Annotated in this window: 19 protein-coding genes; 9 read left to right on the top strand and 10 right to left on the bottom strand. The window is 57.2% G+C overall.

Annotation, left to right across the window (positions count from 1 at the left end; translation table 11 throughout):
• Nucleotides 1–177 precede the first annotated feature (177 nt).
• Both ilvD and FZF01_RS08155 read left to right on the top strand, forming a co-directional pair.
• Nucleotides 178–1854 (top strand): dihydroxy-acid dehydratase, encoded by a 1677-nt coding sequence (gene ilvD, locus FZF01_RS08160; RefSeq protein WP_188434278.1) that lies wholly within the window; start codon nt 178–180, stop codon nt 1852–1854.
• Nucleotides 1855–1882: 28 nt separating this feature from the next.
• On the top strand, nt 1883–2200 hold the full coding sequence (locus tag FZF01_RS08155; RefSeq protein ID WP_150277653.1) for an antibiotic biosynthesis monooxygenase family protein: 318 nt from the start codon (nt 1883–1885) through the stop codon (nt 2198–2200).
• On the opposite strand, the gene FZF01_RS08150 is transcribed toward FZF01_RS08155, so the two are convergent.
• The gene (locus FZF01_RS08150; RefSeq protein ID WP_150277652.1) at nt 2178–2765 is read right to left on the bottom strand and encodes a uracil-DNA glycosylase family protein; all 588 of its coding nucleotides are present in this window, start codon (nt 2763–2765) and stop codon (nt 2178–2180) included. The two genes, FZF01_RS08155 and FZF01_RS08150, sit on opposite strands and share 23 nt — an antisense overlap.
• Before the next feature lie 282 nt (nt 2766–3047).
• Here FZF01_RS08150 and FZF01_RS08145 point away from each other — a divergent pair, with 282 nt between their 5' ends.
• Nucleotides 3048–4271 (top strand): 3-hydroxyacyl-CoA dehydrogenase, encoded by a 1224-nt coding sequence (locus FZF01_RS08145; RefSeq protein ID WP_150277651.1) that lies wholly within the window; start codon nt 3048–3050, stop codon nt 4269–4271.
• An 85-nt stretch (nt 4272–4356) separates the two neighbouring features.
• Here the strand turns inward: FZF01_RS08145 and FZF01_RS08140 are convergent, their stop codons facing one another.
• The 3 genes from FZF01_RS08140 to purM are packed head-to-tail and all read right to left on the bottom strand — an operon-like array spanning nt 4357 to nt 6860.
• On the bottom strand, nt 4357–5076 hold the full coding sequence (locus FZF01_RS08140) for a DUF3108 domain-containing protein (protein WP_150277885.1): 720 nt from the start codon (nt 5074–5076) through the stop codon (nt 4357–4359).
• A 31-nt stretch (nt 5077–5107) separates the two neighbouring features.
• Entirely contained in the window at nt 5108–5788 is a 681-nt protein-coding gene (gene purN / locus FZF01_RS08135; protein ID WP_150277650.1) for a phosphoribosylglycinamide formyltransferase, read from the bottom strand.
• Nucleotides 5789–5792: 4 nt separating this feature from the next.
• A complete protein-coding gene (gene purM, locus FZF01_RS08130; RefSeq protein WP_150277649.1) occupies nt 5793–6860 on the bottom strand; it encodes a phosphoribosylformylglycinamidine cyclo-ligase in 1068 nt (355 codons plus the stop codon).
• A 208-nt stretch (nt 6861–7068) separates the two neighbouring features.
• Between purM and FZF01_RS08125 the strand changes: the two genes are divergently transcribed.
• Genes FZF01_RS08125 through hda form a run of 3 tightly spaced genes read left to right on the top strand, consistent with a single transcriptional unit; the run spans nt 7069 to nt 10130 of the window.
• Nucleotides 7069–8259 carry a DUF2066 domain-containing protein gene (locus FZF01_RS08125; RefSeq protein ID WP_188434279.1) on the top strand — a complete coding sequence of 397 codons (1191 nt, stop codon included), beginning with the start codon at nt 7069–7071 and terminating at the stop codon, nt 8257–8259.
• Nucleotides 8260–8298: 39 nt separating this feature from the next.
• On the top strand, nt 8299–9417 hold the full coding sequence (locus FZF01_RS08120; RefSeq protein WP_150277647.1) for an AI-2E family transporter: 1119 nt from the start codon (nt 8299–8301) through the stop codon (nt 9415–9417).
• Nucleotides 9417–10130, top strand: a complete 714-nt coding sequence (hda, locus tag FZF01_RS08115) for a DnaA regulatory inactivator Hda (protein WP_150277646.1) — start codon at nt 9417–9419, stop codon at nt 10128–10130. The genes FZF01_RS08120 and hda overlap by 1 nt, the downstream gene beginning before the upstream one ends.
• Nucleotides 10131–10134: 4 nt before the next feature.
• On the opposite strand, the gene FZF01_RS08110 is transcribed toward hda, so the two are convergent.
• Genes FZF01_RS08110 through arsC form a run of 3 tightly spaced genes read right to left on the bottom strand, consistent with a single transcriptional unit; the run spans nt 10135 to nt 11502 of the window.
• The gene (locus tag FZF01_RS08110) at nt 10135–10542 is read right to left on the bottom strand and encodes a DUF2069 domain-containing protein (protein WP_150277645.1); all 408 of its coding nucleotides are present in this window, start codon (nt 10540–10542) and stop codon (nt 10135–10137) included.
• Nucleotides 10529–11152: an NAD(P)H:quinone oxidoreductase gene (gene wrbA, locus FZF01_RS08105; RefSeq protein WP_150277644.1), complete on the bottom strand. Its 624-nt coding sequence runs from the start codon at nt 11150–11152 to the stop codon at nt 10529–10531. The genes FZF01_RS08110 and wrbA overlap by 14 nt, the downstream gene beginning before the upstream one ends.
• Nucleotides 11149–11502 (bottom strand): arsenate reductase (glutaredoxin), encoded by a 354-nt coding sequence (gene arsC / locus FZF01_RS08100; RefSeq protein WP_150277643.1) that lies wholly within the window; start codon nt 11500–11502, stop codon nt 11149–11151. Before arsC ends, wrbA begins: the two co-directional genes overlap by 4 nt.
• 93 nt (nt 11503–11595) lie before the next feature.
• Between arsC and FZF01_RS08095 the strand changes: the two genes are divergently transcribed.
• Genes FZF01_RS08095 through FZF01_RS08085 form a run of 3 tightly spaced genes read left to right on the top strand, consistent with a single transcriptional unit; the run spans nt 11596 to nt 13593 of the window.
• A complete protein-coding gene (locus tag FZF01_RS08095; RefSeq protein WP_150277642.1) occupies nt 11596–12867 on the top strand; it encodes a virulence factor BrkB family protein in 1272 nt (423 codons plus the stop codon).
• Complete coding sequence (locus FZF01_RS08090) at nt 12864–13328, top strand: TlpA family protein disulfide reductase (RefSeq protein WP_150277641.1); 465 nt, start codon at nt 12864–12866, stop codon at nt 13326–13328. Before FZF01_RS08095 ends, FZF01_RS08090 begins: the two co-directional genes overlap by 4 nt.
• Nucleotides 13321–13593, top strand: a complete 273-nt coding sequence (locus FZF01_RS08085; protein WP_150277640.1) for an acylphosphatase — start codon at nt 13321–13323, stop codon at nt 13591–13593. The genes FZF01_RS08090 and FZF01_RS08085 overlap by 8 nt, the downstream gene beginning before the upstream one ends.
• Nucleotides 13594–13603: 10 nt before the next feature.
• On the opposite strand, the gene FZF01_RS08080 is transcribed toward FZF01_RS08085, so the two are convergent.
• Genes FZF01_RS08080 through FZF01_RS08070 form a run of 3 tightly spaced genes read right to left on the bottom strand, consistent with a single transcriptional unit; the run spans nt 13604 to nt 16668 of the window.
• Complete coding sequence (locus tag FZF01_RS08080; RefSeq protein WP_150277639.1) at nt 13604–14188, bottom strand: lytic transglycosylase domain-containing protein; 585 nt, start codon at nt 14186–14188, stop codon at nt 13604–13606.
• A gap of 1 nt (nt 14189) precedes the next feature.
• A complete protein-coding gene (locus FZF01_RS08075) occupies nt 14190–14921 on the bottom strand; it encodes a hypothetical protein (protein ID WP_223825442.1) in 732 nt (243 codons plus the stop codon).
• A 13-nt stretch (nt 14922–14934) separates the two neighbouring features.
• Nucleotides 14935–16668, bottom strand: a complete 1734-nt coding sequence (locus FZF01_RS08070; protein WP_150277638.1) for a proline--tRNA ligase — start codon at nt 16666–16668, stop codon at nt 14935–14937.
• Between the last annotated feature and the right edge of the window lie 133 nt (nt 16669–16801).

Here is a 16801-nt window from a genome sequence, read left to right as displayed (position 1 = left end):
AGTTTCGTTGGCTTCAGATATTCAAGGCACATCATATAGCTCCCGGGGTTGGACGCGGTAGATGGGCAATCGTTTCCAATGCTTGCTGATTTTCCGCTGGGTCTGAAACCTGGCGCACTCAAGAGTGCTAGGCTGGCAGGAGAATACATCCATCGAATGCCCAGGAAGGAGAACAGCATGGCCGAAGACACAAGGCGCCGACATTCTGCACAAGTGGTCGACGGGGCGGGCAAGGCTCCGGGCCGGGCCATGTTGCGGGCAGTCGGTTTCGAAAGTGAGGATTTTGTCAAACCGCAGGTGGGAATCGCCTCAACCTGGAGCATGGTCACGCCCTGTAACATGCATATCAACCATCTGGCCGAAGTGGCCGGGCAGGGTGTCGATGCGGCGGGTGGCAAGAGCGTCATCTTCAACACCATCACCATATCCGACGGTATAGCCAACGGCACCGAGGGCATGAAGTACTCGCTGGTTTCCCGTGAGGTGATCGCCGACTCGATCGAGGCTGTAGCCGGTTGCCAGGGCTTTGACGGACTGGTCACTATTGGCGGGTGTGACAAGAACATGCCCGGCTGCGTGATGGGCATGGCTCGATTGAACCGACCCTCGGTTTTTGTCTACGGCGGCACCATTCTGCCCGGCGCGGGTCACACCGATATTATCTCGGTGTTCGAGGCAGTAGGCGCCTGCGCCAAGGGTGATATGGATCTGATTGAGCTCAAGCAGATCGAAGAGACGGCGATTCCCGGCCCCGGATCCTGCGGAGGCATGTACACAGCCAATACCATGGCTTCGGCTATTGAGGCGATGGGCATGAGCCTGCCCGGCAGCTCGGCGCAAAATGCCACTTCAGATAGCAAGCTTGAGGACTGCCGGGCGGCAGGGTCGGCGGTGCTCAACCTGCTCGAAAAAGATCTCAAACCCCGCGACATCATGACCCGAAAGGCATTCGAGAATGCGATTACCGTGGTGATTGCCCTTGGCGGCTCGACCAATGCGGTGCTGCATCTGCTGGCAATGGCCAGCACGGTGGATGTCGAGCTGGCCCTTGAGGATTTTGCGCGGATTGGCCAAAGGGTTCCCGTGCTGGCGGACCTCAGGCCCAGCGGCCGTTACATGATGTCTGAACTGGTTGCCATAGGCGGCATTCAGCCCCTGATGAAGATGCTGCTTGATGCCGGTTTGTTACACGGCGAGTGCATGACCGTAACCGGAGCCAGTCTGGCTGAAAATCTGGTTAACGTAGCGCCTTATCCGGCGGACCAGGACATCATTCGCGGGCTGGAGAACCCGATCAAGCGCGACAGCCATCTGCGTATTCTGTACGGCAATCTCGCGCCGGACGGCGCTGTTGCCAAGATAACCGGCAAGGAAGGCACCCGTTTCAGAGGTCGAGCTCGGGTTTTCCACTCGGAGGAAGAGGCGCAAGCCAGTATTCTTGGTGGCACGGTGGTTGCCGGCGATGTGGTGGTCATTCGCTACGAGGGCCCCAAGGGTGGCCCCGGCATGCGAGAAATGCTGTCACCCACCTCGGCCATCATGGGCCGCGGCCTGGGCAGTGATGTGGCATTGATTACCGATGGCCGCTTTTCTGGTGGCAGTCACGGCTTCGTTGTTGGGCATGTTGCCCCGGAAGCGGCTGATGGCGGTCCGATTGCGCTGGTGTTGGATGGCGATCAGATAACCATCGATGCTGACGCTAATACAATCGACCTGCATGTCAGTGGTGTGGAGCTGGAAAAGCGCAGGCTCAACTGGAAAGCGCCGGAGCCGCGCTATAAACGTGGTTTGCTGGCCAAATATGCGCGCACGGTTACCAGCGCCTCGATCGGAGCTGTTACCGATCTGCCATGAAGGGTTTCTGTGAACGGGAGAGGCTGTGATGAAGTTCATTTTTGAAGTGCGGATGAAGCCCGGCTACACGGTGGATGAATACGCCGATGCCTGGATCCAGGCCAGTGAAGTGATTCAGCAAACGCCGGGGGCATTGGGCACCCGGCTGCATCGCAAGATCGGTGAACCGGACGTGCTGCTGGCGATTGCCAGCTGGGAGTCCAAGGCAGCACGCGACGCCAAGGATGACAACCGCGACGAGCTGGTGCGATCCATCCTCGAGAGGCACGCGAGAAACTGTGAAATCACAGTGATAGGCGAGTTCGAGGAGCCTGAGTGGGAGGTTATGCCGCCCGATGTGGTGTGAGGGCGGCAACGCGTTGTTTTAGTGCTGGAATGACTTCGAGCTCGAACCAGGGGTTGCGCTTTAGCCAGATATTATTTCGCGGACTGGGGTGGGGCAGCGGCACACGTTCCGGCCAGTAGCTTCTCCAGTCAGCAACGCGCTCGGTGAGCGGCTGTTTGTCAGCAAAATGATAGGCGTGTGCGTACTGCCCGATGACCAACGTCAACTCCACCAAGGGCAAATGGGATAGCAGCTGTTCTCTCCAGGCCGGCGCGCATTCCGGCCGCGGCGGCATATCCCCTGACTTGCCTTTGCCTGGGTAACACAGGCCCATGGGCACAATTGCTACCTGGGCTGGGTCGTAAAACATCTCCGGGGTCATCCCCAGCCATGCGCGCAGGCGGGCACCGCTTGCGTCGTCGAAGGGAATGCCACTTTCGTGCACCTTACGCCCGGGGGCCTGACCAACGATCAGGATCTTTGCCCGTGGATCGTGTTGCAGCACCGGCCGTGGGCCAAGTGGTAAGCAGGCCTGGCACAGGGTGCATGCTCTTACCTGCTCCAGCAATTGGGTGTGGGCAACCATGGTGATTACTCCGCTGTAATTCTGGTCGATAAAAGGGCTCGAAATATAGCCACAATACCTCTGCAGCCTTTGAGCACATGCTATCAGTGAAACCTTCAGAGGCTCTCTGGTCGAGGCCTGCACTGAATTTATTCACACTGTGAATGGCGCCAATCGAGCTTATTTGTTTCAAATCCGGCGTATTTTTGCGTAATGTATCGGTCCTTGTTTTACAGACTCTGCGGTCATCGTTTCCTTCTGACCGCGCTCGTAATTCCCAACTCGACCAGGAGGTATGCTGCGATGGCTTCTTTTGAAGAAATCAGGAATGTAGGTGTAATAGGTGCCGGCACCATGGGCCGCGGTATCGTGATGAACTTCGTCAATGCAGGCTACCCTGTCACCTGGCTCGACGTTAATGGTGAGATGCTGGCGAAAGGTCTGGAAGACATCGCCAGCGTGTACAAGCGCTCTGTGGCCCAGGAGCGTTTTGATGACGCCGAAGCTCAGGCGCGTCTTGGTCGGATTACCACTACCCAGCAATACGCCGATCTGCAGGATATGGATCTGGTGGTTGAAGCTGTGTACGAGAACATGGATCTGAAGAAAAAGATCTTTGCCGAACTGGACAAGGAAGTGAAAGCCTCTGCAATCCTGGCGACAAATACCTCCTACCTGGATATCGACGAGATTGCTTCGGCCACCAAGCGGCCGGCACAGGTGCTGGGTCTGCACTTCTTCAGTCCAGCGCACATCATGAAGCTGCTGGAAGTCGTCCGCGGTAAGGCGACTGCCCAGGATGTCATGGACGCCTGCCTCGAGATTGGCAAGAAAATTGGCAAGCAGGCCGTCCTGGCTGGCAACTGCCACGGATTTATCGGCAACCGGATGCTGGAAAAGTACTCCCGCCAGTCCCGCGAAGTGGTGCTGGAAGGCTCCACGCCATGGGAAGTAGACCAGGCGCTGCAGGGCTTTGGCATGGCCATGGGCCCTTACCGCATGTACGACGTGGTCGGCATTGATCTGGGCTGGCGCTCACGCCAGCTGGCAGGCATCGGTCGTGGTGAGCCAATCGTATGGCTGGACAACAAGCTGTGTGAAATGGAGCGCTTCGGCCAGAAGAGCGGCCACGGCTTCTACCAGTACGAGAAAGGCAGTCGCCAGGCTATCCACGATCCCGAGACTGACATGCTGGCCCGCGAAGTAGCGGACGAAGCCGGTTACACCCAGCGGGACGTAGGTGCTGAAGAGATCGTCCAGCGCTGCATCCTCGCCCTGGTTAACGAGGGTGCCCGTATTCTGGACGAAGGTTATGCTGAGTCAGCCGAGGATATCGATCGTGTTTATCTGTACGGCTACGGCTTTCCTGCCGAGCGTGGTGGCCCGATGAGCTATGCTGATAACCTGGGGCTGGATGAAGTGCTCAAGCAGATTCGTGCTCTTGAAGCCAGCCAGGGCGAATTCTGGAAGCCTGCTGATGGGTTGGTTCGCCGCGCCGAAGCGGGTGAGCGCTTTACCCAGCAGTAAGTTACAGCTGCCCACAAAAAACCGCGGTGGCCTTTCGGTTCCGCGGTTTTTTTGTGGGTTCTTAAGTGCTTCTATTAGCCTGCTGCTATTCGGCTACAGGGGTACCCACTACCGGCTTGCCGTCGAGCGTAGCCTCCTTGAGCATGATGCGATAATGCTGACCGTCGGTCTCGACTTGGCTCAATCGCACCAGCAGGTAATTCCAATCCTTGGCGAACCACAGGGTAGTCTGGCGCTTGGAATCGGCGTCACGTATCCGCTCGACCTCAACCGCATCAAACTGGCCGGCCCGCGTGGTGACACGATCGTCGCCAACCACCCTGAACTCATACTCGTCGATCTCGTCGCCATCCACAACGCGATAGATCATCTCCGTACGACCAGCCATCAGATCTCGCTGCAGAGCCAGTTGATAGGTGGTTTTATCGAGTAACCCGGGTTCAGTGGCCAGGGTGAAGGTTTCTCCCTTGTGTTCGCCTTTTACCAGCTGGTTTTCCCAGTCAAACACCTGACTTGTCTCGCGGCTGCGACCCAGCCCTTTGCGCTCGTAGTGATAGCTGAGGGGCACTACCCGATCTTCTTCGAGTCGGAGGGTGCTGTTTTCAGAAAGCCTGGCAACGAACATGCCGGCGCTGAAGCTGAGGTTCCAGGTTCCGTCGGCATTCTGCTCGAGGGTGTGAATGGCTTCGCCGTTAACGGGGATTTTTTTCATGTCTGCGGCGTAACTGGCAGTAAATGGTGCAAGCTCTGCGGCTGAGAGTGTAGCCGAGCCAAAACTCAATCCGGCAACCACCAGCCAGCGCATGGTCTGTTGCAGGAAGCGGTGTTGCGACGTGCTATGAGGCATAGGGATCTTCTCGCAGGTCGTTATTGAAATCTTCAAGACTCAGGCCCTCAGGTGCAATAGCTGATCCATCCAGGCAAGCCTGGTCATTGACCAGTCGCAGGCGCCCCTCAATGAACCAGCGCATCGCCAGGGGATAGAGGAGATGTTCTTGCTGTTGCACCCGAGTGGCAAGCGACGCAGGTGTGTCGTCAGGTAATACGGATATTCTGGCCTGAACGATCAGAGGGCCGCCATCGAGCTCCTGGGTGACAAAGTGCACCGTGCTGCCATGTTCGTCTTCTTTGGCATCAAGTACTCGCTGATGCGTGTGTAAACCTTTGTGCTTTGGCAACAGAGATGGATGAATGTTCAATAAAAAACCACGATAGCGCGAAACAAACTTTTCAGTCAGGATCCGCATGAAGCCGGCGAGTAAAATCAGATCGGGCTCGAACTGATCAATCTGCTCGATTAGCACCTGGTCATAGGTTTCACGATCAGCATAAGCCCTGTGGTCTACTACAACGGCAGGGATATTGGCTTTGCGTGCCCGTTCAAGGCCCAGGGCATCGGGACGATTGGATATCACCGCCACGATCTGGCCTTCGTCCGGGTTTACCCTCAGGCCGTCAATAAGTGCCTGCAGATTGGTTCCTGAGCCTGAAATGAGTACCAGAATACGGCAGGTCACTGTGTCAGCGACCCCCGCGGTGCAGAGTGACCGGTTCCGCACCGTCTGCTAGCTGTTCGACGCTGCCGATGATCCAGGGCTCTTCGCCTGCGTCTTTCAGTAACTGCAGGGCACGCTCTGCGTCTTCATGGCCTACACAGATAACCATGCCGACGCCGCAGTTGAGGACTCGGTGCATTTCGTTTTCCTCAACATTGCCCTGTTCCTGCAGCCAGTTGAACACCGCTGGGCGCAACCAGCTATCGAGATCGATGCGCGCGCCGGCGTTGGACGGAAGCACCCGTGGAATATTTTCCAGCAAACCGCCGCCGGTAATGTGAGCCATGGCCTTGACCGCACCTGTCTCCTTTATAAGCTGCAACAACGCTTTGACGTAAATGCGTGTCGGAGCCATCAGCAGCTCGTTCAGGTTTTTCCCGTCCAGCTGAATCTGGTTGATGTCTGCGCCGGATACTTCGATGATTTTGCGTACCAGGGAGTAACCGTTGGAGTGGGGGCCTGAAGAGGGCAGGGCCAGCAGAACGTCGCCGGCCTGAACTCGGCTGCCATCAATGATCTCCGATTTTTCGACCACGCCGACGCAGAAGCCGGCCAGATCGTAGTCTTCACCCTCGTACATGCCAGGCATCTCTGCCGTTTCACCCCCAACCAGAGCACAGCCCGCCAGTTCGCAGCCGGCACCAATGCCGCTGACTACCTCGGCGGCAATATCAATATTCAGCTTGCCGGTGGCGTAGTAATCGAGAAAGAACAGGGGCTCGGCGCCGCAGACCACCAGATCGTTTACACACATGGCCACCAGGTCGATGCCGATGCTGTCATGTTTGCCCAGATCCATTGCCAGACGCAGTTTGGTGCCGACGCCATCGGTGCCCGAGACAAGAACCGGCTGCCGGTATCCCTCCGGTATTTCACACAATGCGCCGAAGCCCCCGAGACCGCCCATGACTTCCGGTCGGCTGGTGCGCTTGGCGACGTGCTTGATCCGGTCAATCAGCGCGTTGCCGGCATCGATGTCGACGCCAGCGTCCTTGTAGCTGATGGAAGGCTTTGGGGGGGTCTGGCTGCTCATGCTGAGATCTCGACGACTGGAAAGGGGGATAGCAACGGCCTTGTTTGGAACCGTTACACTTTAGGTCGCTAGTTTAGCAACATGAGGAGCCGAGAACCATGCTCGCCGAGCGATACCGATACCCAGTTGGTGCCCTTGGTTGCCGGCATGGCGACGCGCGTTTAATGTATGCGCATTATTCATGCTGTCAGGTCCGCGGGAATCTCTCATGTATCAGTTGCGTAGAAATCTGGTTTTGCTGCTTTTGGTTCTGGTGCTCACACCAATAACATTGGTGCATGCAGCGGTACTCGAGGGCTTTTATCGGGTCGAAATACCGCCTAGAGAGGAGCAGGATCGCAGCATGGCCTTGCGTGAAGCCTTCGAGATTATGGTCGCGCGGCAGGCCGGCAGTGGAGCGGTTGATCACGAGGCGGTGTTGGCTGCCATGCAGGATCCACGAAATCTCATGCGGCGAATTGCCGGCATCGAAGAGGGTGGTGTGCGGGTGGAGTTCGAACCGGCTTCCTTGCGTGACTTGTTCACCGAAGCAGGTCTTCCGGTATTGGGGCCCAATCGGCCGACGGTTATGCTTTGGGCGGTAGAGGAATCTGGTCTCGGAATCGAAATGCTTGGTCAGGGCAGTAACTGGGCCGCAGTGCTAGACGAGGCGGCGCAGAACCGCGCAGTAGCCCTGAGTCTACCCCTTGCCGACCTTCAGGACAGGGCGCTGGTAGATGTCCAGAGCATCCAGAAAGGAGAAGGGGAAACGTTGAGGCAGGCCAGCGAGCGATATGATGCCAAGGCCGTGCTGGCGTTGTCCATCGATGAGGGGGCTCAAGGACCGGTATTGGCGTGGCACTGGTGGTTGAACGAGCAGTCCGAGAGCGGGCGCATCTCCGCCGATTCGAAGGCTGCAGCGGCTGATCAACTGATGCTCCTGGTGGCGGATAGGGTATTCGGACAGTATGCCGTTGCTCCATCCAGCGCCGCTGAGGTGTCGACTTGGGAAGTAATTGTTGAAGGAATTGATAGCCTGGACAAGTTTGCCGCCTTGCAACGAACCTTTCAGCAGTTGGGTAGTAGACAGATGCCCAGTGTTCTGAGTATCAGGGGCGACGAGGTACGTTTTGGTCTCGAATTTCCGGGCACTGAGGCGCAGCTGGAGCGTTTGCTGGCTCTGGATCAGCGTCTGCGCCGCATGCCCACCCCGGAGCTTGAAGTGCTCCCCGTGCCCGAACCCCTTCTCGAGCCCCAGGCTGATCAGGTTGCCGATGAAGGTGCTGATGACCAATCAGGCCCCGTTGGAGGTGAGTCTAGAATGCCGGAAAGTTCAGAGGGTGCCGCCTTGGCGGAACCTGAGCCCGAGTTGCAGGAAACTGAACCGACACCTAACAGGATGTTTTTTCGCTGGCGCTAAAGGTGTCGAGCGTTACCCCCTCTTTTCAAGGAACTGGAAATGATCACTGATACCCGTTGGTACTGGGCCGCTGGATTTGCGGTGCTGATGCTGATGATTTATTTGCTGCAGCCCATCTTGCCGCCGTTTCTGATTGGTATCCTGCTCGCCTACCTGGGCGACCCTGCTGTGGTCCGCCTTGAAGCCCGCGGGGTACCACGCATGGCTGGTGTAGTTGTGGTTTTCGCGGCGGTTACGGGTATCTTCGCCGTATTGTTGCTGATCCTCATTCCTCTGCTTATCAATGAAATTGGTATCTTGCGCGACAGTATTCCGGCCATGGTGGTCTGGTTTAACCAGACTGCGTTGCCCTGGTTCGAGTCGCGTCTGAACGTCGATGTCAGCAGTTTCCGCCTTGAGACTGTCACCGACACGATTCGTGAGAATCTGGGTAAGACCGGCGGGATAGTGGGGATTATTCTGCAGCAGGCTACCCGTTCGACCATGGCTTTGCTGACCTGGCTGGTCAATTTGGCCATGATCCCGGTTGTGGCTTTTTACCTGATGCGCGACTGGAAGGAAATCATGCAGCGTATCCGCGGCCTGTTACCCAGACAGCATGAGGGGCTTGCGGTGAGCCTCGTGCGTGACTGTGATGAAGTACTGAGCTCCTTCATCAGGGGGCAATTACTGGTCATGCTTTGCCTGGGCGTTATCTACTCCCTGGGGTTGTGGCTCATCGGGCTGGAGCTTGCGTTATTGATCGGCATGGTTGCGGGTCTGGCGAGTATCGTGCCCTACCTGGGTTTTGTTGTCGGAGTAGGCGCCGCCCTGATTGCAGCCATTTTCCAGTTTGGGGATGTGTTCCACCTGGTTGCCGTCGTCGCCGTGTTCAGTCTCGGGCAGGTGATTGAAAGCACTCTGCTGGTGCCGCTGCTGGTCGGCGACCGCATTGGTCTGCATCCGGTGGCTGTTATCTTTGCCGTATTGGCTGGCGGGCAGCTGTTCGGCTTTGTGGGTGTATTGCTGGCATTGCCGATTGCAGCGGTACTCATGGTTCTGGTGCGGTACATGCTGGGTCGGTACAAGGATTCAAGCGCCTATCGCGATCCTGAGGAAGACATTCTGACTACCGGAGATGGGCAAGCTGTCGCGGAATCCGAGGCTCCCATTCCCTGATGTCGACTGGAAATCCCATACAACTGTCGTTGAGCGTCAAGCTCAGCGACGAAGCCACCTTCAGCAATTTTTACGCCGGGCCCAATGAGCTGGTGGTCAAGGCGGTGCGTGCGCTGGCCGATCCACAAAGCAATCCGGCCGATGACGTTTTATACCTCTGGGGCGCTTGCGGTAGTGGGCGCTCCCACTTGCTCCAGGCCGCTTGTCATCACATGGCCGAGGCAGGCGGGTTGGCGATGTACCTCCCCCTGGCGGACATGATCGAGCATGGACCGGTTCTTTTTGAAGGGATGGAAGAGGTGGACCTGTTGTGCCTGGATGAGTTGGACGCAGTGGTAGGTCATGCACATTGGCAGGAAGCATTGTTCCATCTCTACAACCGGCTGCGCGAGCGAGGCGGACATTTGTTGTTGGCCGCCGATTCACCACCCCGGAGCATGGCGCTTGATCTCCCCGACCTGACTTCGCGTCTCGGATGGGGTCTGGTCCTGCAAATGCAGGCCCTGGATGATCTGGGTAAGCAGGAGGTGTTGAAACTGCGGGCAGAGGGCCGGGGTCTGCAGCTATCGGACGAGGTGGCGCGGTATATGTTGAGCCGGGGCGCCCGAGGTATGGGTGAGCTCTTTGCTGCCCTTGAGAAGCTTGACCAGGCGTCCCTGCAGGCCAAGCATCGTCTGACCATTCCCTTCGTCAAGCGCATCATGGACTGGTAGTTGCTCAGCCGGCCTCTCTCACTCGCTTGGCCTGAAAGCCCCACCGCACGTAGCCCATCGCTGGAATGAAATACAGCAGGCTGAAGCCGACCAGTAATGAACCGTAGATCAGTCGTCCGGGCTGAAAACAGACTAGCACTCCGTAGATAAAGTACAGGTTGATGGCAAAGCACAGCCAGGCATGTGCTCGCACATTGCCCATGACGATGCCCGGCATGAAAATCAACAGGGGTACCAGCAGAGTGCCGATTATGACCAGCGGGTTGGCGCCATGCAGATCCGCAAACATCGCATTATAAACAAGCAAAGTGACAATCACCGCCAGATAGCCGATCAGCGAGAGTATTCTGGTCAGGCGCATGCGCGGCTCGAGATATTCCAGAGGCGGCAAGGGTTTTTCAGCTTTGGACATGGGTAGCTCCGGCATGCAACTTGTGGGTCAGGGAGGCAACGCGTTGACCAAGGGCTCGGCATAATGCTGATTCATGGGCGTCGAGTGGACGAGATCCGTCGGTGCCTGCGTGATGGCTTGCACCATAGGGCGTACCGCCGCCCCGGGTTTCCGTGAGTTCCGTATTGGTGTAGGGCAAGCCTACCAAAAACATTCCGTGGTGCAGCAGCGGTAACTGCATGGACAACAAGGTGCTCTCCTGGCCACCATGCAGGCTGGCCGTCGAGGTGAACACGGCTGCCGGCTTGTCGGTCAGGCTGCCAGCCAGCCAAAGGCTGCTGGTGCCATCGATGAAGTACTTGAGCGGGGCAGCCATGTTCCCGAATCGGGTAGGACTGCCGAGGATCAACGCAGAGCAATCGCGCAGATCGTCTTCCGTGCAGTACACCGCACCCGATGCAGGTACGGCGGGGCTGGTGGCCTTCGTCTCGGCTGATACTTCCGGGACGGTCCGCACGCGGGCCTCCAGGCCAGTCTTTTCCACTCCCTCGGCGATCAGGCGGGCCATTTTTGCGGTGGCACCGTGGCGGCTGTAAAACAGGACCAGAACGTAGGGCGCGTTGTGGCTCATGCAAACAGCTCCAATACCTTTTCCGGAGGGCGTGCAAGTACGGCCTTGCCGTTGCGTACCACTATCGGGCGCTCGATTAGCCTCGGGTAATCAGCCAGCGCCTGGACCAGCTGTGCTTCACTGAGTTCGGGATTGCTCAGGTTCAGCTCCTTGTAGGTGTCTTCGTTCTTGCGCATCAGATCGCGTGCGCCCATATCCAGCATGGTCAGTAGTTCGCTGATTGACGCGTTGTCCAGAGGTGTCTTGATGTAATCGATTATTTCTGGTGCTTCTCCCTGCTCTTCAAGCAGTGCCAGCGTCTGGCGGGATTTCGAGCAGCGAGGGTTGTGGTAAATACGTGCTACGGACATGGGAGTCTCCGTTCCTGTGAGCGGGGCCGGTGGCTTATGCCGGGTATGGGGTTTATTCTAAGCGCTAACTCTTCTGGCTGTCAGGGTATCTGGATGTCGCCAAGACTCAACCTGTTACTGCATTTTTGCCGTTACCTGTTTAGACGCTTCAGCGAGGACAACTGTGTCAAGAACGCAGCAGCGTTGACCTACACCACCTTATTTGCCGTTGTGCCCGTGATGACGGTCAGCTACGCGATGCTGGCGGCTATTCCAGCCTTTGATCAGGTGGGCAGTCAGGTAGAGGATTTCATCTTCAGCAACTTTGTGCCTTCTACTGGTGACACCTTGCGCGAGTACCTGAGTCAGTTTTCCGATCAGGCCCGCCAGCTCACCGGTGTGGGTGTAGCGCTGCTGCTGATTACGGCACTACTGATGCTGCTGAATATCGAACGCGCATTCAATGCGATCTGGCGCATCCGGCAGGCCAGGCGTGGCGTATCCAGTTTTCTGCTGTATTGGGCGGTACTCAGCCTGGGCCCTCTGCTGTTAGGGGCCGGCTTTGTGGTGAGCACCTACCTGACGTCACTCAATTTCTTTGATACGGGCGCGGCTATCGACACCCTTACCCGTTTGATGCTGGGTTGGCTGCCGCTGATCTTGAGTATCGCTGCATTTACGCTGGTATACGTGGCTGTACCCAATACGCGGGTGCCCCTGCGTCATGGCCTGGCAGGAGGTGTTCTCGTAGCGCTGCTGTTTGAAGGGGCTAAAGCATCTTTCGCATTGTACGTGGCGCTGTTCCCCGGGTATCAATTGATCTACGGCGCCTTTGCTGCTTTTCCCCTTTTTCTGCTGTGGATTTACGTCAGTTGGCTGATCATTCTGTTTGGCGCCGAACTGGTAGCCAATCTGGGAAACAGCAATGCCTGGCAGCGCCCGATGCTTCCGGGCTTGCTGAGCATGCTGGGGCTGCTGCAGGTGTTCCTGCAGGCGCACAAGCGTGGCGATGTGGTCGACTTGGGTAGAGTCAACAATGCGGGCTGGGTCATGCACGAGGAGCTATGGCTGGAGCAGACAGAATGGCTGGAATCCGAACGAATAATTGCCCGGGCCCAGCATGGTGGATATGTTCTCAGCCGGGATCTGGACCAGATGGAGCTCGCGGAGCTGTTTGCCCGTATGCCCTGGCCAGTTCCCAGCACAGTCGAGCTCCCATCCCGTCTGCACTCGAATGCACCCTGGTACCCGGCATTACTTGATTCTTTGGGGCGTCTTGAGGATCAGCGCAGGGAGACTCTGGGGGGTAGCGTCAAGAGCTGGCTGGTTGCCGAGATGGCGCCGGATGAATTGAGCGCTCGCGCGCCTGATGAGGTAACAGCATGAAGCATCAAATCAAGGCGTGGGTTATTTTGACGTCTCTGCTGGCCCTGGTAGCCTGCACTCAACCCCAGTGGATCGATCACAGGGGCGCATCGGTGCGCGCAGCAGACCTCGAAGGTCGATGGGTGGTGGTCAACTATTGGGCCGAATGGTGTGCACCCTGTCGGGAGGAGCTGCCGGAATTGAATTCACTGTCGCGGGCTTCTGACCAGGTTGTGGTTCTGGGTATTCACTTTGACGCTTATCAGGGGGAAGAGCTGCGTGCGCTCAGTGAAGAAATGGATATCGGTTTTTCCGTTGTAGGCCATGATTTTGCCGAGGCTTACGGACTGGCCTTGCCGCAGGTTCTGCCGACCACTTATGTCATCAATCCTCAGGGTACCCTTTCACATACGCTCCAGGGACCGCAGACCGAGCAGGAGCTGATGGCCCTGTTACCTACAGGTGGAGTAGAAAATGACTAGGCTAAGTGTTCAGGGGTTTGTACGAGGCAAGGTTCAGGGTGTGGGCTTCAGGCATGCCACGGTCCAGCAAGCCAACCATTTGGGCGTGGATGGCTGGGTCAGGAACCGGGACGACGGCTCGGTTGAGGTGATGTTGTGCGGTGAGCAGCGTAATGTCGAGGCATTGGCGCAATGGCTGCGTGAGGGGCCTTGTGCTGCGCGAGTCGATTCGGTCGACCTTGATGCCTGCATCTGGCAGGACATCGCCGGCTTCGTACAGCTGTGAGCCTTGGCTTTCACTCGTTGACGTACCAGTAGCTGTACCAGTAATCGATAACCCGATCCGGGTATTTCTGGCTCCCCAGGCTACCGTTGTAGCGAGCAAGTCCGCGTCGCAGGTTACCTTTCTCCTTGTCCAGATAATATTTGAGGATGGTGCACCCGTAGCGCAGGTTGGTCGCCAGATCGATCAGGTTGTCTTCGGGCCGCCCCAGTTCATGCTTCCAGAAGGGCATGACCTGCATCACTCCTTGGGCCCCCGCTACCGACAAGGCATACCGGTCGAAGAGGCTCTCAGCGTGAATGAGGGCCAGTACCAGGTCAGGCTTCAGACCTGCGCTGCTGGAGGCCTGATGTACCAGACGCAGGAACTCGAGCCTCTCCTGTTCATCCGGCAGGTAGGGTGCCATGCGCGCCGACATGTCGACCAGCCAGACCTCCGCATCGAAACGATCATCAAAGCTGCTTGAGCGCGCCACCGTTTCTGCCAGCAGTGCCTTTAGCTGTTGATCAACCACTTCAGGGTCCTGAGCTTGCACGGGCCCTGCCAGTCCAAGCCAGCCTGCCAAAACCAACGCCACTATCCCTGTGCGTATTGCCATATCAGGGTCGGCTGTTAATTTCCAGTGCCTGGATGAATTCACCCTGCAGCATCGGATCGCCGGTGGTCAGGAGAATGAGCATGTTTTCCAGTTGATTGGATTCAACGTCCAGACCCAATTCAGCCAGGCGCTTGACCCTGTAAGCCCACTGATCCACGTCATCTTCTTCCAGGTTGTCATATATCAGCGCCACAGCTTCATGCAATTTGCTGCGCAAATCACGACCCACCAGCAGGTTTACCTCGCCACGCACGGCCTGATCTGCCTGGGCGCTGAGCTGAATGACTCTGAGGTTCTGGTAATCAAGATCCAGAAATCCATCGTTCAGCAGGTTCAGCTGCAGATGCCCGTCCTTGTCTGTGTACAGGGTTGTCTGGAAGTTGCCAGCAATGACCACGATGGGTTTTTCGGCCCAGGGCAGACTTTGATATTCCTCTCTTGTGTCCAGTAAGTTGCCGTGACGGTCGAAGTAATCAACCTGATAAAATAACTGCTCGGTGACACGCACCTTGCGCTGCGGCAGCGCCATAACGGCTGAATCGCCTATGTCGATCTGCACAGTATGGCTGACCAGGTCACGATCCACTCGATCGCGCGCATACTCCGTCTGCGGTGCCTGCGCTGCACAGCCCGTCAGCAGTACGCTGGCGAGCGTTGCGATTGCTTTGAAACCAGGCTTCAAACGTTCCCTGGAAAGCGGTAGTGTCCATAGCCGTGGCGAAATGATGTGCATAGCTTTTCTCTTCTCAGGCCTTTGCGGTGCTTTGCACCAGAAACGCGAGAATATCCTCGACCTTGATGTTACGAGCCTCGCTTTCCCGGCGATATTTGTACTCGACCTGGCCTTCGTCCAGGCCGCGGTCGCCAATGACGACCCGGTGCGGAATGCCAATCAGATCCATATCGGCAAATTTGACGCCAGGGCTGACTTTTTTGTCCCGATCGTCGAGAAGCACATCGATTCCAGCGCTCTGTAGCGCGCTATACAGCCGCTCGGTTTCGGCCTTGACCTGTTCGGAGCTTTCCATTTTCAGCGGCACCAGGGCTACCTGGAAGGGAGCAAGGGCGTCGGGCCAGATAATGCCGCGCTGATCATGATTCTGCTCGATTGCAGCAGCCACAACCCGTGAAACACCGATGCCATAACAACCCATGCTCAGGGTGCTGGCTTTTCCCTGCTCATTGAGCACGGTGCAGTTCATTGCTTCGCTGTATTTGCGGCCCAGCTGGAAAATATGACCTACCTCGATGCCTCGTTTGATAACTAGTGTTCCCTGGCCGTCCGGACTCGCATCGCCTTCAACGACGTTACGCAGATCGGCTATCTCGTCATACTTTGCATCACGCTCCCAGTTAACCCCCGTGAAATGGCTGCCATCCTGATTTGCACCGCATACGAAATCCGCAAGGTGCGCAGCTTCGTAATCGGCTATGACCTTGACCGTCAGGCCTACCGGCCCGATCGAACCGGGTCGGCAGCCGATGGCTTGCAGGATCTGCGCTTCACTGGCGAAGGTAAGAGGTGCGTGAATGGCCGGATGCCTTTCCGCCTTGATTTCGTTCAACTCATGATCGCCGCGCAGAACCAGCGCGACCATGGGATGCTGCTTGCTTTCTCCGGCTTCGCCCAGAACGACCAGGGTTTTTACGGTCTGGGTAGCGGGTAGCCCGAGGAAATCGCAAACGGCCTCGATGGTGAACTTGCCGGGGGTCTCCACCAGGGTTTTTTCGGCATTGGCGGTCGGTCGCTCGCCCTGCGGTGGCAAGGCAGTCGCCTTTTCCATGTTGGCTGCGTAGGTGCCGGTATCCGAGAATACAATTGCATCCTCTCCGGAGTCAGCGAGCACGTGGAACTCGTGGGAGCCTTCTCCACCTATGGACCCGTTATCAGCGACCACCGGGCGGAAATTGAGTCCGAGTCGTGTAAAAACGTTGCAATAGGCCTGGTACATACCCTGGTAGGTCTGTTCCAGCGAGCTTTGATCCAGGTGGAAGGAGTAGGCATCCTTCATGACAAATTCGCGGGCACGCATCAGACCGAAGCGTGGGCGTATCTCGTCACGGAACTTGGTCTGGATCTGGTACATGTTCAGCGGTAGCTGCTTGTAGCTGCTGATTTCAGTGCGAGCGAGATCAGTTATGACCTCTTCGTGGGTGGGACCCACACAGAACTCGCGATCATGACGGTCTTTCAGGCGCAACAGTTCGGGGCCGTATTGCTCCCAGCGCCCGGATTCCTGCCAGAGTTCTGCAGGCTGAATGGCGGGCATCAGGATTTCCAGGGCGCCTGCGTTGTTCATTTCCTCGCGAACGATGTTTTCGACCTTACGCAGAACCCGCAGGCCCATCGGCAGCCAGGTGTAGAGACCCGATGCGATCTTGCGGATCATTCCCGCACGTAACATCAGTTGGTGGCTGATGACGGTGGCGTCAGCGGGTGTTTCCTTGAGCGTTGAGATCAGATATTGGCTGGTGCGCATGGGGCAGTAGATCCTGAGGCGATTTGAGCAGTGACCATATTGTACGGTTGTGACCAGTTGGCGTATAGCCCGCACCGGACCTGGGATTTTTCGATCGGGCATAAAAAAACCCGGCCGAAGCCGGGTTTTCTGT

Source organism: Halopseudomonas salina (assembly GCF_008641105.1).
The sequence above is the reverse complement of the archived record's forward strand: the minus strand, read 5'-3'. Positions and strand labels throughout refer to the sequence as shown.

What these genes read in the sequence shown, in the direction of transcription:
- ilvD (WP_188434278.1), top strand. Translation starts at nt 178, where the DNA reads ATGGCCGAAGACACAAGGCGCCGACATTCTGCACAAGTGGTCGACGGG.
- FZF01_RS08155 (WP_150277653.1), top strand. Translation starts at nt 1,883, where the DNA reads ATGAAGTTCATTTTTGAAGTGCGGATGAAGCCCGGCTACACGGTGGAT.
- FZF01_RS08150 (WP_150277652.1), bottom strand. Translation starts at nt 2,765, where the DNA reads ATGGTTGCCCACACCCAATTGCTGGAGCAGGTAAGAGCATGCACCCTG.
- FZF01_RS08145 (WP_150277651.1), top strand. Translation starts at nt 3,048, where the DNA reads ATGGCTTCTTTTGAAGAAATCAGGAATGTAGGTGTAATAGGTGCCGGC.
- FZF01_RS08140 (WP_150277885.1), bottom strand. Translation starts at nt 5,076, where the DNA reads ATGCGCTGGCTGGTGGTTGCCGGATTGAGTTTTGGCTCGGCTACACTC.
- purM (WP_150277649.1), bottom strand. Translation starts at nt 6,860, where the DNA reads ATGAGCAGCCAGACCCCCCCAAAGCCTTCCATCAGCTACAAGGACGCT.
- FZF01_RS08125 (WP_188434279.1), top strand. Translation starts at nt 7,069, where the DNA reads ATGTATCAGTTGCGTAGAAATCTGGTTTTGCTGCTTTTGGTTCTGGTG.
- FZF01_RS08120 (WP_150277647.1), top strand. Translation starts at nt 8,299, where the DNA reads ATGATCACTGATACCCGTTGGTACTGGGCCGCTGGATTTGCGGTGCTG.
- hda (WP_150277646.1), top strand. Translation starts at nt 9,417, where the DNA reads ATGTCGACTGGAAATCCCATACAACTGTCGTTGAGCGTCAAGCTCAGC.
- FZF01_RS08110 (WP_150277645.1), bottom strand. Translation starts at nt 10,542, where the DNA reads ATGTCCAAAGCTGAAAAACCCTTGCCGCCTCTGGAATATCTCGAGCCG.
- wrbA (WP_150277644.1), bottom strand. Translation starts at nt 11,152, where the DNA reads ATGAGCCACAACGCGCCCTACGTTCTGGTCCTGTTTTACAGCCGCCAC.
- arsC (WP_150277643.1), bottom strand. Translation starts at nt 11,502, where the DNA reads ATGTCCGTAGCACGTATTTACCACAACCCTCGCTGCTCGAAATCCCGC.
- FZF01_RS08095 (WP_150277642.1), top strand. Translation starts at nt 11,596, where the DNA reads ATGTCGCCAAGACTCAACCTGTTACTGCATTTTTGCCGTTACCTGTTT.
- FZF01_RS08090 (WP_150277641.1), top strand. Translation starts at nt 12,864, where the DNA reads ATGAAGCATCAAATCAAGGCGTGGGTTATTTTGACGTCTCTGCTGGCC.
- FZF01_RS08085 (WP_150277640.1), top strand. Translation starts at nt 13,321, where the DNA reads ATGACTAGGCTAAGTGTTCAGGGGTTTGTACGAGGCAAGGTTCAGGGT.
- FZF01_RS08080 (WP_150277639.1), bottom strand. Translation starts at nt 14,188, where the DNA reads ATGGCAATACGCACAGGGATAGTGGCGTTGGTTTTGGCAGGCTGGCTT.
- FZF01_RS08075 (WP_223825442.1), bottom strand. Translation starts at nt 14,921, where the DNA reads ATGCACATCATTTCGCCACGGCTATGGACACTACCGCTTTCCAGGGAA.
- FZF01_RS08070 (WP_150277638.1), bottom strand. Translation starts at nt 16,668, where the DNA reads ATGCGCACCAGCCAATATCTGATCTCAACGCTCAAGGAAACACCCGCT.